Origin of the sequence: Pseudoxanthomonas sp. SL93, assembly GCF_026625825.1 — a bacterium.
In the GTDB taxonomy this organism is placed as follows: Bacteria; Pseudomonadota; Gammaproteobacteria; order Xanthomonadales; family Xanthomonadaceae; genus Pseudoxanthomonas_A.
Genome location: NZ_CP113065.1, coordinates 1975442 through 1989044 on the forward strand (window position 1 = coordinate 1975442; position 13603 = coordinate 1989044).

12 protein-coding genes and 1 pseudogene are annotated in these 13603 nt (G+C 68.6%); 10 read left to right on the forward strand and 3 right to left on the reverse strand.

Going from position 1 to position 13603, the window contains the following annotated elements:
* The first annotated feature begins 31 nt into the window (after positions 1-31).
* A complete protein-coding gene (locus OVA13_RS09425) occupies positions 32-754 on the forward strand; it encodes a hypothetical protein (RefSeq protein WP_267790240.1) in 723 nt (240 codons plus the stop codon).
* A gap of 6 nt (positions 755-760) precedes the next feature.
* On the opposite strand, the gene OVA13_RS09430 is transcribed toward OVA13_RS09425, so the two are convergent.
* The 3 genes from OVA13_RS09430 to ubiH are packed head-to-tail and all read right to left on the reverse strand — an operon-like array spanning position 761 to position 4351.
* On the reverse strand, positions 761-1900 hold the full coding sequence (locus OVA13_RS09430) for a Gfo/Idh/MocA family protein (RefSeq protein ID WP_267793494.1): 1140 nt from the start codon (positions 1898-1900) through the stop codon (positions 761-763).
* Between the two features lie 58 nt (positions 1901-1958).
* Complete coding sequence (locus OVA13_RS09435) at positions 1959-3146, reverse strand: UbiH/UbiF family hydroxylase (protein WP_267790241.1); 1188 nt, start codon at positions 3144-3146, stop codon at positions 1959-1961.
* Entirely contained in the window at positions 3143-4351 is a 1209-nt protein-coding gene (ubiH, locus tag OVA13_RS09440; protein ID WP_267790242.1) for a 2-octaprenyl-6-methoxyphenyl hydroxylase, read from the reverse strand. The genes OVA13_RS09435 and ubiH overlap by 4 nt, the downstream gene beginning before the upstream one ends.
* A gap of 104 nt (positions 4352-4455) precedes the next feature.
* Between ubiH and OVA13_RS09445 the strand changes: the two genes are divergently transcribed.
* The 9 genes and pseudogenes from OVA13_RS09445 (at position 4456) to OVA13_RS09485 (ending at position 13602) form a co-directional block, all read left to right on the forward strand.
* Positions 4456-5058 carry a hypothetical protein gene (locus tag OVA13_RS09445; RefSeq protein WP_267790243.1) on the forward strand — a complete coding sequence of 201 codons (603 nt, stop codon included), beginning with the start codon at positions 4456-4458 and terminating at the stop codon, positions 5056-5058.
* 16 nt (positions 5059-5074) lie between these two features.
* Positions 5075-5638 (forward strand): cob(I)yrinic acid a,c-diamide adenosyltransferase, encoded by a 564-nt coding sequence (locus OVA13_RS09450; protein WP_267790244.1) that lies wholly within the window; start codon positions 5075-5077, stop codon positions 5636-5638.
* 11 nt (positions 5639-5649) lie between these two features.
* Positions 5650-6557, forward strand: a pseudogene (locus OVA13_RS09455) (histone deacetylase family protein).
* 94 nt (positions 6558-6651) lie between these two features.
* Complete coding sequence (gene lptD / locus OVA13_RS09460; protein WP_267790245.1) at positions 6652-9174, forward strand: LPS assembly protein LptD; 2523 nt, start codon at positions 6652-6654, stop codon at positions 9172-9174.
* A gap of 5 nt (positions 9175-9179) precedes the next feature.
* A complete protein-coding gene (locus tag OVA13_RS09465; protein ID WP_267793495.1) occupies positions 9180-10496 on the forward strand; it encodes a peptidylprolyl isomerase in 1317 nt (438 codons plus the stop codon).
* 3 nt (positions 10497-10499) lie between these two features.
* Complete coding sequence (gene pdxA, locus OVA13_RS09470) at positions 10500-11471, forward strand: 4-hydroxythreonine-4-phosphate dehydrogenase PdxA (protein WP_267790246.1); 972 nt, start codon at positions 10500-10502, stop codon at positions 11469-11471.
* 39 nt (positions 11472-11510) lie between these two features.
* The gene (gene rsmA, locus OVA13_RS09475; protein ID WP_267790247.1) at positions 11511-12299 is read left to right on the forward strand and encodes a 16S rRNA (adenine(1518)-N(6)/adenine(1519)-N(6))-dimethyltransferase RsmA; all 789 of its coding nucleotides are present in this window, start codon (positions 11511-11513) and stop codon (positions 12297-12299) included.
* Positions 12300-12353: 54 nt separating this feature from the next.
* Complete coding sequence (gene apaG / locus OVA13_RS09480) at positions 12354-12734, forward strand: Co2+/Mg2+ efflux facilitator ApaG/CorD (RefSeq protein WP_267790248.1); 381 nt, start codon at positions 12354-12356, stop codon at positions 12732-12734.
* 13 nt (positions 12735-12747) lie between these two features.
* Entirely contained in the window at positions 12748-13602 is an 855-nt protein-coding gene (locus OVA13_RS09485) for a symmetrical bis(5'-nucleosyl)-tetraphosphatase (protein WP_267790249.1), read from the forward strand.
* Position 13603 lies beyond the last annotated feature (1 nt).

The following is a 13603-nucleotide window of genomic DNA, read 5'->3' on the forward strand; positions in this document are numbered from 1 at the left end:
GCAAGATGCCTCCCAGACAAGGAGACCCGCCATGCTGCCGATCGAACTCAAGGACCCTGCCGCCTTCGGCAACGAGTTCCTGCGCCTGACCCTGCTGCAGGGTTTCCAGTCGCTGACCAAGCGCGACCTGGAGTTGCTGATCTTCGTGCTGCTGGAACGCGACGGCGCTGTCGGCCGCGAGGAATCCAACTTCACCGTCGCCGGCAAGTTGCGCGTCACCCCCGCCAAGGTGAAAGCGCTGCGTCGCGACGGTTACGCACGCTGGCGCGCACTGGTGCCGGAAGAACGCGACGACGCCCTGCAGCGCATCGTCGCCACGGTGCTGACCGAAGCCAACCTGCGCGCCGGCGCCAAGCATGTCAGCGAACGCAGCCGCAAGGACGGCTTCCTGGCCGTGCGCATCGAACACCCCGACGACCATCAGCAGTTCGAGCAGGCGATCCTTGACGTGGGTGCACTGCCCGTCTACGAGCGCAATCGCGAAGTGGTGGCCGTGCGCTTCGACACGCTGCTGTCGATCGCCGAACGCTGGGGTTACCTGCAACCCGATCCCGCCGCAGTGACGGCCGAGCTGAAGAAGCTGACGCCCACGGCCGAGGAAGTGGCCGACCTGCTGAAGAAGGATGTCAGCAAGCTGCGCTGGCAGGATGCACGCAACGCGCTCAACAGCCTGGGCGCCAAGGCCATCGCCAGCACGGCCGAGGGTGGCCTGAAGGGGCTGCTGAAGATCGTGTTCCCGTTCATCCCGGGCTGACGGTCTTCAATCCTGGTCGATCTGCACACGCTTCCCGTCGGCGCGCGCGGAAGCGAAGATCGCGTCCAGCACGCGCATGTCCCGCAGGCCTTCCTCGCCCGGCACGCGCGGCGGCCTGCCCTCGATGATCGCCAGCGCGTCCTGGTCCATCTGCAGGGCCTGCATCGCCGGCTTCGGGCCCAGTGTTGCATCGAAGCGACGACCATCGCTGGCTTCGCCCTTGATGCCGTCGTAGGTCTGGAACGGCGAAAGCTGGTACCAGCCAGCCTCGCACTCCGCGCGCAGCGTATTGAGGTCCATGCCGAAGCTGGTGACGCAATCGGCGACGACACCTTCCGGGAACTCCAACCGGAAACGCATGGTCTCGTCCACGCCGCGGAAAATCTCAGGCCGCAGGATCTCCTGCCTGGCAGTGACCGCCAGCGGCTCGCGGCCGGTGGTGTACCGCGCCGCGTTGAGCGAATAGACGCCCATGTCATACATCGCACCACCACCACGGGCGGGGTCCAGCCGCCAGGCGTCGCCGGGATTGTTCCGGAATCCGTTGAAGCCGGCATCGGCCTTCACGCGCAGCAGGCGACCGAACGGGCGGCTCTTCGCCAACTCGCTCCAGGCGCGTGTATTGGGTTCGTGCTGCAGGCGATAACCGATCGTGAGCTGCACGCGGTGGCGGCGGCAGGCGTCGATCATCTCGCGCGCCTCGCCGGCGTCCATCGCCATCGGCTTCTCGCACCACACATGCTTGCCCGCGGCGGCGGCTTCCACGGTGAAGCGCTTGTGCAGATGGTTGGGCAGGACCACGTAGACCACGTCGATGTTGGGGTTGTCGGCAATGCGCGCGAAACCCTCGTAGTCGTAGACGTTGCGATCGGGAATGGCGTAGCGCCGCTGCCACTCTTCGGCCTTGGCGGGCGTGCCGGTGACGATGCCCGCCAACCGGCAATGACGCGTCATCTGCAAGGCGGGCGCCAGCAGATCGCGACTGTAGCCACCCAGCCCGATCAGGGCCACGCCCAGTGGGCCGCGGCGTGTGCGGGTGGCGCGTGGCGCTGCCCAGCCAGGAAGCGCAGCGGCGACGCCGGTGCCGGCGAGCGCGGCCACCAGGCGGCGGCGCGCAGGATCGATCAGGGAAGAGGGTGCATTCATCGGTTCCGGGCCCGTGATGGCGTCCGGCGAGCCTACCGCAGTCAGCGTGGCGATGCGCTCAACGGCCCGACTGGCCGGCGGCATGACGCCAGAGCAGTTCCATCAACGGCGGCAGCCGGCCCGCCAGCCCCAGCAGCGGGCCGCGCAGAAGGGTCAGGTGCAGCTCGTCGTTGGAGAAGAGGCGGTTGATGCCATCGAAGGCGTGCGCGGCCGTAGCGTTCTCGCTGCGGCGCTGGCGCGCCCAGCGTTCCAGGCGGTGCGGTGCGGCCCAGTCGATGCGCTTGCCAAGCGCGCCGCGAATGCCATCGCGCAGGGCGGCGACATCGCGCAGGCCCAGGTTCACGCCCTGGCCCGCCAGTGGATGCACGACATGCGCGGCGTCGCCGACCACGATCACCCGGCCGGCGACATAGTCCTTCGCCAGCTGGCGCCGCAACGGGAACGCCGCGCGGGGCGACGCGACGCGCACCTCGCCCAAGTGTCCGGCCATCGCCAGCGTCAGTTCGCGGCTGAAGGTCTCGTCATCCAGTGCCAGCATGCGCTGCGCCTCGGCATCCGGCAGGGTCCACACGATGGAGCTGCGTCCATCGGTGAAGGGCAGGAACGCCAAGGGGCCGGTGGGCAGGAAGCGTTGCCATGCCGTGTCCTGATGCGGCAATTCCGTATCGACGAAGGCGACCACGCCGCGCTGAGCGTAGTCATGCGTATCCACCTGCAGGTGGGCCAGCGTCCGCACCGTGGAATCGGCCCCATCGGCGGCCACGGCGAGGCGGGCGTCAAGCCGCGTACCGTCATCCAGCCGCAGCTTCACGCCATCGCCGTCCTGCTCCATCGCTTCGACGCGTGCGGGGGCGTGCACCTGCACACCCGCGCCGGGCAGCGCGGCCCACAGGCGGTCGGCAAGCAGCGCGTTCTCGATGATCCAGCCGAGCTGCACGCGGCCCAGGGCGTCGGCATCGAAGGCCAGCTCGCCGCCCCCGGCGGCATCCCATACCCGCATGCGGCGATACGGCTGCGCACGCGCCTCGCGCACGGCATTCCAGACGCCCGCGCCATCCAGCAGGGCCGCGTTGTCGGGAGCAAACGCATACACGCGCAGATCGGGCTCATCGGCGCTCCAGCGCGCGGGCACGCGGCCCTCGACCAGCGCGACCTGCAATCCCTCCTGCGCCAGTACCAGGGCGCATGCGGCCCCCACCACGCCGCCGCCGACCACGGCCACATCGATCTGCCCGCGCCGCTTCATGCCACTTCCTCGCGGCACAGCGCAGGCACGTCGCCACGGAAGCCCATGGCGCCACCGACCAGGAACGACTGCAGCGAGGTATGCGCATCCACCGCCACCAGTCCAAGGCTGCGCAATGGCTTGAGCAGTATGGCCGGGTTGCTGGTCAGGCGCGCCAGCCCGTCGGAAAACGCCAGGGTCCTTTCGCGATCCTCGTGGCGACGCTGCGCATAGGCCGCCAGCAGGGCCTGATCGCCCGCGTCCTGCGCGCCGGCCAGCTGTTCGGCCAGCGTCAGTGCGTCGCGCAGGCCCAGGTTGAAGCCCTGCGCACCGATGGGGTGGATGGTCTGCGCGGCGTTGCCGAGCAGCACGGCGCGCTCGGCCACCAGGCGATCGGCCACCACGCGCACGATGGGGTACGCACTGCGTTCGCCACTCGCGGTCAGCCGGCCGACGCGCCAGCCGATGTGCTGCTGGAGCCGCTGCAGCCAGGCGGCTTCGTCCAGCGCCGCCACGGCATCGGCATCCTCGTTGGCCACGCCATGCACCACGCCCCAGTGACGGTCCCCACGCGGCAGCAGGGCGGTCGGGCCGTCGTCGCAGAAGCGCTCGTACGCGGTGCCGTCGGGTGCCCGGTCGGCACGAACGCGTGCGACGAGCAAGGTCTGCTGGTAGTCGTGCTGCTGCGCGTCGATGCCCAGCGCCTGCCGCACCTGGCTGCGGGTACCGTCGGCGGCGACGACCAGGCGCGCGCTGAGCTCGCGCTCGCCGTGGTCGTCTTCGATGCGCACGGTGCGCATGCCCGCCACCACCGCATCCAGGGCGATGAATCGCGCGGGACGGTAGCGCGTCAGGTTCACGAGTTCGGCCAGCCGTGCCTCAAGTGCTTCGCCAAAATCACGCGCCACCACCACCTGGCCGAAGCTGTCGCGGCCGTAACCGGCTGCGTCCAGGCGCACGCGGCCGAAGTCGCCCTGCCGGCTGATGTGGATGCGGCGGATGGGTCCGGTCGGGGCGCGAAGTTTGGCCATCACGCCGAGCGCGGTCAGCGCGTTGACGGTGGCCGCGGCGAAACTGAGGTTCCGCTGGTCGAACACCTCGGGCATCCGGCCGGCCGGCGTGGCTTCCACCAGGCCCACCTGCAACCCCAGCCGGTCCAGGGCGATGGCCAGGCTGGCGCCGACCAGGCCGCCGCCCACAATCAGTACATCGTGCGGTTCAGTCATTCGGCCATGATACCGGCTCGCCTTGTGCCCACACCGCCCGCCGCCGGGCCACGGCCCGCCGCGGTCCGGTAGAATGCCGCCCTGAGTTTCCGGAACGGTCCTTGATGAACACCACCACCCAACGCGCCATCGTCCTGGTCCTGGTCGCCGCCCTGATGGCCGTGACCCGCCTGCACCTGCCCACCACCCTAACCCACTTCGGCCCGATTCCGGACGCCTCGTGGGCCGCGTTCTTCATCGGTGGCTACTACCTGCGCGCGTGGACCCGCTGGGCCTTTCCCGCGCTTATGGCGCTGGCGGTGCTGGTGGACTACATCGTGATCAGTGGCCAGGGCCTCAACTTCTGGACGCACTACTGCGTGTCGCCGGCGTACTGGTTCCTCGTGCCGGCCTACTTCACCCTGTGGGCGGGCGGGTCGCTGGTGCGCCGTTACCAGACCGACAACCATGGCCGCACGCTGGCCCTGCTGGTCGCCAGCCTGGTGGCCGCGGTGGTGGTCTGCCAGCTGTTGAGCCAAGGCAGTTTCTACTGGATCAGCGCGAGCGTGGCCGAGCCGACGTTCGCCGGCTGGTGGAAGAACTACAGCGACTGGCTGGTGCCGTACCTGCGCGTCACCGCGATCTACGTGGGCCTGGCGCTCATCGTGCACGTGGGCGCCACGCAGATCGCGCGCCTGGCCAAGCCGCACGGCCGCACGGCGGACTGAGCGGTTCCGCGCGACGATGGGCAACCGCCTCTCGAAGATCTACACCCGTACCGGCGATGACGGCAGCACGGGACTGGGCGACGGCACCCGCGTCGGCAAGGACTCGGCGCGCGTCACCGCCTACGGCACGGTGGACGAAGCCAACTCCGCCATCGGCGTGATGCTGGCGGTCGCCAGCGTGCCGGACGACATCCGCGCGCTGCTGACCACGGTGCAGCACCAGTTGTTCGACCTGGGCGGGGAGCTGTGCATCCCCGGCCATGCGGCGATCACCAGCGATGACATCGATGCGCTGGAGCGCCAGCTGGACCACTACAACGACGACCTGCCGGCGCTGAAGGATTTCATCCTGCCCGCCGGCGGCGAAGCGGCATCGCGCTGCCACCTGGCGCGCACCATCGTGCGCCGGGCCGAGCGCGAAACCGTCACCCTCGCCCGCCACGATGCGGTGCGGCCCGAGGCGATCCGCTACCTCAATCGCCTGTCGGACCTGCTCTTCGTGCTGGCCCGCGTGCTGGCCCGTGCCGACGGCCACGGCGAAGTGCTCTGGAACCACGAACGCCGGCACGACCGGCGCTGATCCCGCCCCCCGTGATCATCTTCACCCACCCCGCCTGCCTGGCCCACGACCCCGGTCCCGAACACCCGGAGCGGCCGGCCCGGCTGGAGGCGGTGCTGAGTGGCCTGCGCGCCGAACACAGCGATCTTGAGTGGCGCGAAGCGCCCCTGGCGAAACTCGGCGACCTGCGCCGCGTGCATGACGAAGCCCTGCTGCATGACGTGCTGGAAGGCGACTTCGACGGTTACCGCATGCTCGACCCGGACACGGTGATGGGCCCGGCCTCGCGCAGCGCGCGCTGCGCGCCGCTGGCGCCGGCGTGGCCGCGGTGGACGCCGTGATGAACGGGGAAACCAGCACCGCGTTCTGTGCCGTGCGGCCGCCGGGCCACCACGCCACCAGCCATGCGGCAATGGGCTTCTGCCTGTTCAACAACATCGCCATCGCGGCCGCCCACGCGTGCGATCAGCACGGGCTTGAGCGCGTGGCGATCATCGATTTCGACGTGCACCACGGCAACGGCACGCAGGCGATCTTCTGCGAAGATCCGCGCGTCGCGTATTTCAGCACCCACGAATCCGGCCTGTATCCCAACAGCGGCGCGCCCTACGAGCGCGGCGTGGGCAACATGTTCAACGCCCTGCTGCCCCCCGGCAGCGGCGGCTTCAGGTTCCAGAACACCTGGGCCGACGAACTGCTGCCGGCGCTGGATGCCTTCAAGCCCCAGCTGGTGATGATTTCCGCCGGGTTCGACGCCCACATGCGCGACCCGCTGGCCGACCTCATGCTGGAGACCGAGGACTTCGCCTGGCTGACCCGGCAGCTGCGCAACATCGCCCGCCGGCATGCCGGTGGGCGGGTGGTCTCCATGCTGGAAGGCGGCTACGACCTGGAAGCACTGCGCGAATGCAGCCGGGTGCACGTGGACGAGCTGCGTTGAGCGCGGCCCCTGCCGCCACGGGCGAATGGCAGGCACGGGCACGCTGAACCCCGACCGACACCGGCAGGGCGCCTTCATTGCCCGCATGCATGCGATGCGGCAAGCTAACGACCGTTTTTCCACCCTTCAGCGAGACCAGCACCGCGTGCGCCCAGCCCTTCGCCTGCTCCCGTTGCCCTTCAGCATCGCCCTGTGCCTGCCGGCGCTGGCGGCGGATGAGAAGCCAGAAAACTGGGCCCTGTGTCCCATCCAGGACGTCATCCCCGCGTTCGGCGGCGCGCCACAGCCTGCTTTCGGCAGCACTCCGCAGGCGGCACGCGAACAGCGCGCCGAACAGCCCACGTCCATCGAGGGCGATGCGCTGGGCGGCACCGAGACGAACCTGGAGTACCAGGGCAACGTGGCGTTGAGTCGCGGCGACCAGTTCCTGGGCGCCGACAACCTGAAGTACGACCAGGAAAAGGACACCTACGTCGCCGAAGGCCACATCCGCTATCAGGACACCGGTCTTCGTCTGGTCGCCGACAGCGCGCGGGGCGACCAGGGCGCGGATACGCACCAGATCGACAATGTCCGCTACCAGCTGGTGGACCGGCGCGGCAACGGCGGCGCCGACCGCATCGACATGAAGGGCTCGCAGGGCCAACTGCTGCATTCGACCTATTCCACCTGCGATCCCGAAGACCGCCGCTGGGAACTGCGGGCGCGCCGTATCGACGTGGATACGGACGAAGGCTGGGGCGTGGCGCGGGGCGCGACGGTCCGGCTGGGCAAGATTCCGGTGCTGTATGTGCCCTACCTGAAGTTCCCGATCGACGACCAGCGCCACACCGGCCTGCTGTTCCCGGCCATCGGCCTGTCCGGCCGCAACGGGTTCGACTACAAGCAACCCATCTACCTGAACCTGGCACCGAACTACGACGCCACGCTCGAGCCGCGCATCATGACCGACCGCGGATTCCAGCTGGGCGCCGAGTTCCGCTATCTCTACGAAAAGGGTCGTGGCGAGTTCGAAGGCGCGTGGATGGATCGCGACGACCTGGTGCGCGACCGGATGAACGAGCCGGACTACCTGACCGACCCCTATCGTGACGATCCCGACAATCCGGATCCGGATGCGGGTCGCGGCTTCTTCGCGTTCGATGGCATGCACAACTTCAACCGCAACTGGCAGGCACGCGCCGGCCTACGGTGGCTGAGCGATGCCCGCTACACCGAGGATTTCGGCAATTCGCTCTACGGTCAGGCGGCCACGTCGATCACCAGCACGGTCGGTGTCTATGGCATCGGCGAGTACTGGAGCGCGGGCGCCATGGCGGACTACTGGCAGCTGGCGGACTACACCAGCTCCGAAGCCGCCCTCCCCTACAACCGCCTGCCCCGCGTGTACTTCAACTGGGAGCAGCCTTTCGGGCGCTGGATGACCCTGGGTGCCCATACCGAAGCGGTGAAGTTCCAGCATGAGGAAAAGGCTGGCGGCAGCCGCATCGACATCAAGCCGTTCGTGTCTTTCCCGCTGCAGGGCGCCGCCTGGTACGTGACGCCGACGCTGGCGTACCGCCATACCGAATACCGCCTGGAAGGCGAACTGGCCGACACCCTCGCCACCAATCGCGCCAATGCGTACGTGCTGGCGAACGGCGGCACGGTGACGCCGGAACTCGTCGCCAGCTTCCGCGACAGCGCACCCAGCCGCAGCCTGCCCATCGGCTCGCTGGATGCCGGGGTCTACTTCGACCGCGAAACGGAGATCAAGGGCGACCGCTTCCTGCACACGCTGGAACCCCGCCTGTTCTACCTCAACTCGCCCTACCGCGAGCAGGACGGCCTGCCGATCTTCGACACCCGGCCGTTCAATTTCAGCTATGGCCAGCTGTTCCGCGACAACCGCTACACCGGCCCCGACCGGCAGACCGATGCCAACCAGCTGACCCTGGCGCTCACCACCCGGCTGCTGCGGCAGAAGGACGGCTTCGAGCGGCTGTCGGCCAGCATCGGCCAGATCCGCTATTTCGATGACAGCCGGGTGGTGCTTCCCGGCGAGATTCCGCTGGAACAGGGCAAGTCGGCGTGGGTCGCCGACGCCAATTACGCCCCCACCGACCGCTGGACCATCGGCGCCTCTTACCAGTGGGACCCCAAGTTCCGCCGCGAGGACCTGGCCAGCGTGCGTGCGCGCTATCTGTTCGCCGACGACGGCATCGTCAACATCACCTACCGCCGGCGCCGTGACCTGCTGGACCAGGCCGACTTCTCGTTCCTCTACCCGGTCACGCCGACCTGGAGCGTGGTGGGGCGCTATTACCACTCGTTCTATCGCGATGCCGACCAGGAGCCCGGCTTGCTGGAGGCCGTCGCCGGCGTGCAGTGGGACAGCTGCTGCCTGGCCGTACGCACGCTGGTGCGCCGCTATGTGCGCAACCGCGAGGGTGAAATGAACAATTCCTTCCAGGTCGAGTTCGTCCTGAAGGGCCTGGGCTCGGCTGGCCAGGACACGGAGCGCACCCTGCGCCGTGCTATCCTCGGTTACTACCGAGACGACCTCTATCTCGTCCCGCCGAGCAATATCGCGCCCGCTCCGGACGACAACAACTACGCGCCGGATCCGATTCCATGAAGACAATGCTTTCGCACCTGCTGCTGGCCGGCCTGCTCGCCGCCTCCTCCGCGACCTCCGCCCAGACGCTGCAGCCGCTGGACCGCATCGCGGCCGTGGTCAACGAGGACGTGATCCTGCAGAGCGAGCTGGACCGCGCCGTGCAGAACGTCGTCAGCCAGTATGCCAACCAGCCCGGCCAGCTGCCGCCCCGCGCCGTGCTCGAACGCCAGGTGCTGGAGCGCCTGGTACTGGTGAAGCTTCAGACCGCACGCGCCGCCGAGAGCGGCATCCGCGTCAGCGACGGCGAGCTCAACAACGCCGTCAATGCGGTGGCCCAGCAGAACGGCACCAACCCCGAAGGCCTGCGCCAGCGCCTGGAAGCGGACGGCATGTCCTTCGCCGAGTTCCGCAACTCGCTGCGCGACGAGATCGTCATCCAGCGCCTGCGCCAGAGCTTCGCGCAGAGCCGCGTGCAGGTCAGCGAGGGTGAAGTGGATGCCGCGCTGGCAGCCGAGGCCAACAGCGGCGTGCAGTATCACCTCGCCCACATCCTGGTAGGCCTGCCCGACGGCGCCAGCGCCGAGCAGATCAGTACCGGCCAGAGCAAGATCGACGGCATCAAGGCGCTGATCGACAAGGGCGAGCTGGATTTCTCGGCGGCCGCCGTGCGCTATTCGGACAGCCCGAACGCGCTGGAAGGCGGCGACCTCGGCTGGCGCAGCCAGGACGAGATCCCCACCGCCTTCGTACAGACGCTCAAGAGCATGACCCCCGGCCAGGTGGTCGGCCCGCTGCGTGGCCCGACCGGCTTCCAGCTGCTGAAGCTGGTGGAAACCCGCGATGCCTCGCAGGCCGCCAAGCGCACGGTCACCGAGTACAACGCGCGCCACATCCTGGTGCGCATCACCGACACGCAGGATACCGCCACCGCCCGCGCCAAGATCGACACGCTGCGCGCGCGCATCGCCGGGGGTGCCGATTTCGTGGCCGTGGCCAAGGAATCCACCGAGGACACCAACAGCCGCGACGAAGGCGGCGACCTGGGCTGGTTCCCGGCGGATGCCTTCGGCCCCGCCTTCGGCCAGCAGGTCTCGGGGCTGTCCGACGGGCAGGTCAGCGCACCGTTCCAGACCGATGCGGGCTGGCACATCGTGCAGCGCGTCGGCAGCCGCCAGACCGACGTGACCGACCAGAACCAGCGTGCCCAGGTCCGCGACACCATCGGCCGCCGCAAGGCCGAAGACGAGTACAACCGCTACCTGCAGGAACTGCGCGGCGAAGCCTACGTCAGCTTCCGCAGCGGCGATCGCGCGGGCACCGACAGCACCACCGGCGGCTGATCCATGACGCCCCGGCTGGCGCTGGTACCGGGCGAGCCGGCCGGCATCGGCCCCGAACTCTGCGTGCGGCTGGCGCAACAGCCGCGCCGCGATTGCCACCTCATCGCCTACGCCGACCCTGCCACGCTGCAGGCGGCCGCCGACGCGCTGCGGCTCCCGTTGCAACTGCTGAGTGAGGATGCCGCGCCCACCCGGCCTGGCGATCTTCCGCTGCGTGTCGTGCGCAACGCCGTCCCCGGTGTCTTCGGTCGGACAGAACCCGCCAATGCAAGCGCGGTCATCGAGGCTCTGACCCGCGCTGCCGATGCCTGCGTGCACGGCGAACTGGATGGCATGGTCACCGGCCCCGTACACAAGGCCGCCATCAATGCCGGCGGCATCGCCTACACGGGCACCACCGAGCTGCTGGCCGCGCATGCCGGTTGCGACGTGGTGATGATGCTGGCCAACGACATCGTGCGCGTTGCCCTGGCCACGACGCACCTGCCGTTGCGCGAGGTGGCCGATGCCATCACCGCGCCCGCCCTTGAGCAGGTGCTGCGCATCACCCACGGCGCGCTCCGCCGCGACTTCGGCATCGCCGACCCGGTGATCGCCGTACTGGGCCTGAATCCGCACGCGGGGGAAGCCGGTCATCTGGGACGCGAGGAGATCGAGGTGATCGAGCCGCTGCTGGCCATGCTCCGCACAGAACGCATGCAGCTGCAGGGGCCCCTGCCGGCCGACACGGCCTTCCTGCCGCAGAAGCTGACCGGTTTCGACGCGGTCGTGGCGATGTACCACGACCAGGGGCTGCCGGTATTGAAGTACAGCGGTTTCGAGCAGGCGGTGAACCTCACCCTGGGCCTGCCCTACCCGCGCGTCGCCGTGGACCATGGCACGGCACTGGAGCTGGCGGGCAAGGGAATCGCCGACCCGTCCAGCCTGTTCGCCGCCGTCGCGACGTGTGCGCGGATCGCGTCGCGACGCCGCTGAGGACGGCGCGGGACATCCGCTTTCCCGCATAATCCCGGCATGTCGCACTTCAAAGCACCGCCCAAGAAATCCCTCGGCCAGCACTTCCTGACCGACCGCAGCTACATCGACAAGATCGTGATGGCGGTAAATCCCAAGCCCGGCGACCGGCTGGTGGAGATCGGTCCGGGCCAGGGCGCCATCACCTTCCCGCTGCTGCGCAAGCATGGCGAACTGACCGCCATCGAATTCGACCGCGACCTGATCACGCCGCTGATGGAAGCCTCGGAAGGCATCGGGCGCCTGACCATCATCCACAAGGACGTGCTGTCGGTGGACTTCAGCAAACTGGCCGGCGGGGACTCGCTCCGCCTGGTCGGCAACCTGCCCTACAACCTGTCCTCGCCCATCCTGTTCCACGCCATCGAACACGCGGCGGCCATCACCGACATGGTCTTCATGCTGCAGAAGGAAGTCGTCGACCGCATGGCCGCCGAACCCGGCAGCAAGGTCTATGGCCGGCTAAGCGTGATGCTGCAGGCGTACTGCCGGGTGGACGCGCTGTTCGTGGTGCCGCCAGGGGCTTTCCGTCCGCCGCCGAAAGTGGATTCCGCCGTCGCCCGCCTGGTGCCGCGTGATCCGGCCACCATCGGCATCCACGACGCGAAGCGCTTCGAAGAGGTCGTGCGCGCCGCGTTCGGGCAGCGACGCAAGACGTTGCGCAATGCACTCTCCGAGGTCTGCACCAGCGAGCAGATCGAAGCGGCCGGCGTGCGTCCGGATGCACGCGCGGAACAGATCGCCGTCGGCGACTTCATCCGCCTGGCAAACGGGGTGGCCGCTGGCTGACGCAGGCCGGCGGACGTGTTTCCGCTTTCACCCGCGTTTGAATACACTGCGGGGATGAATTCCCCCGACTACGCCATCGACGTCGACGTAGCCACGCGCTTCCTGGACGACCAGTCCGTGCCCGAGGACGGGCGCTACGTGTTCGCCTATACCATCCGCATCCACAATCGCGGCCGGGTTCCCGCGCGGTTGCTGTCGCGCCACTGGATCATCACCGACGCCAACGGCAAGGTGCAGGAAGTGCGCGGCGAAGGCGTGGTCGGCGAACAACCGTGGCTGCGCCCGGGCGAGGATTTCCGCTACACCTCCGGTGCGGTACTGGAAACCGCACTGGGCACCATGCAGGGAAGCTACGACATGATCGCCGACGACGGCACCCGCTTCGACGCCCCCATCGCGCCCTTCACCCTGTCCGTCCCGCGGACCCTGCACTGAAGGTGCCGCCGGCATGACCACCTGGGCCATCGGCGACCTGCAGGGCTGTTACGACGCCACGCAGCGGCTGCTCGAGAAGATCCGCTTCGATCCGGCGCAGGACCGGCTGTGGTTCTGCGGCGACCTGGTCAACCGCGGCGGGCAGTCGCTCGAAACACTGCGGCTGGTGCATTCGCTGCGCGAGCAAAGCACCGTGGTGCTCGGCAACCATGACCTGTCGTTGCTGGCCATCGGCGAGCGCTCGCCGGACGAACAGCGCAAGGTCAACCCCGACCTCCAGCGCGTGGTGCTGGCCGACGACGCCCGCCTGCTGCTGGACTGGCTGCGCATGCAGAAGCTGTTGCACGTGGACCGCGACCTGGGCTGGATGATGGTGCATGCCGGGCTGGCGCCCAAGTGGACCACCACGCTGGCGGAGAAGCATGCCCGCGAAGTGGAGCAGCAACTGCACGGCAATGCGTACCGCAAGCTGTTCCGCAACATGTACGGCGACAAGCCGAACTGGGCGCCGCACCTGTCCGGACACGACCGCGCGCGCGCCATCATCAACGTGCTCACCCGCATGCGCTACTGCACGCCGCGCGGACGCATGGCGATCGAGGAAAAAGGCGCGCCCGGCGCCCAGGCGCAGGGGCTGTATCCCTGGTACGAAGTGCCCGGCCGCGCGCCTCGCGACCTCAAGATCGTCTGCGGCCACTGGTCGACGCTGGGCCTGATGATCGGCCACGGCGTGCATGCCATCGATACCGGCGCCGTGTGGGGCGGCAAGTTGACCGCGCTGCAGCTGGATACCGACGACATCCGCCTCGTGCAGGTACCCGGCCGCGACGTTCCGCCACCACCCAAGGGCGAGTTGCCGAAGGATTGAG

What these genes read in the sequence shown, in the direction of transcription:
- ubiH (WP_267790242.1), bottom strand. Translation starts at nt 4,351, where the DNA reads ATGACTGAACCGCACGATGTACTGATTGTGGGCGGCGGCCTGGTCGGC.
- lptD (WP_267790245.1), top strand. Translation starts at nt 6,652, where the DNA reads ATGCGGCAAGCTAACGACCGTTTTTCCACCCTTCAGCGAGACCAGCAC.
- OVA13_RS09445 (WP_267790243.1), top strand. Translation starts at nt 4,456, where the DNA reads ATGAACACCACCACCCAACGCGCCATCGTCCTGGTCCTGGTCGCCGCC.
- pdxA (WP_267790246.1), top strand. Translation starts at nt 10,500, where the DNA reads ATGACGCCCCGGCTGGCGCTGGTACCGGGCGAGCCGGCCGGCATCGGC.
- apaG (WP_267790248.1), top strand. Translation starts at nt 12,354, where the DNA reads ATGAATTCCCCCGACTACGCCATCGACGTCGACGTAGCCACGCGCTTC.
- OVA13_RS09435 (WP_267790241.1), bottom strand. Translation starts at nt 3,146, where the DNA reads ATGAAGCGGCGCGGGCAGATCGATGTGGCCGTGGTCGGCGGCGGCGTG.
- OVA13_RS09485 (WP_267790249.1), top strand. Translation starts at nt 12,748, where the DNA reads ATGACCACCTGGGCCATCGGCGACCTGCAGGGCTGTTACGACGCCACG.
- rsmA (WP_267790247.1), top strand. Translation starts at nt 11,511, where the DNA reads ATGTCGCACTTCAAAGCACCGCCCAAGAAATCCCTCGGCCAGCACTTC.
- OVA13_RS09450 (WP_267790244.1), top strand. Translation starts at nt 5,075, where the DNA reads ATGGGCAACCGCCTCTCGAAGATCTACACCCGTACCGGCGATGACGGC.
- OVA13_RS09425 (WP_267790240.1), top strand. Translation starts at nt 32, where the DNA reads ATGCTGCCGATCGAACTCAAGGACCCTGCCGCCTTCGGCAACGAGTTC.
- OVA13_RS09430 (WP_267793494.1), bottom strand. Translation starts at nt 1,900, where the DNA reads ATGAATGCACCCTCTTCCCTGATCGATCCTGCGCGCCGCCGCCTGGTG.
- OVA13_RS09465 (WP_267793495.1), top strand. Translation starts at nt 9,180, where the DNA reads ATGCTTTCGCACCTGCTGCTGGCCGGCCTGCTCGCCGCCTCCTCCGCG.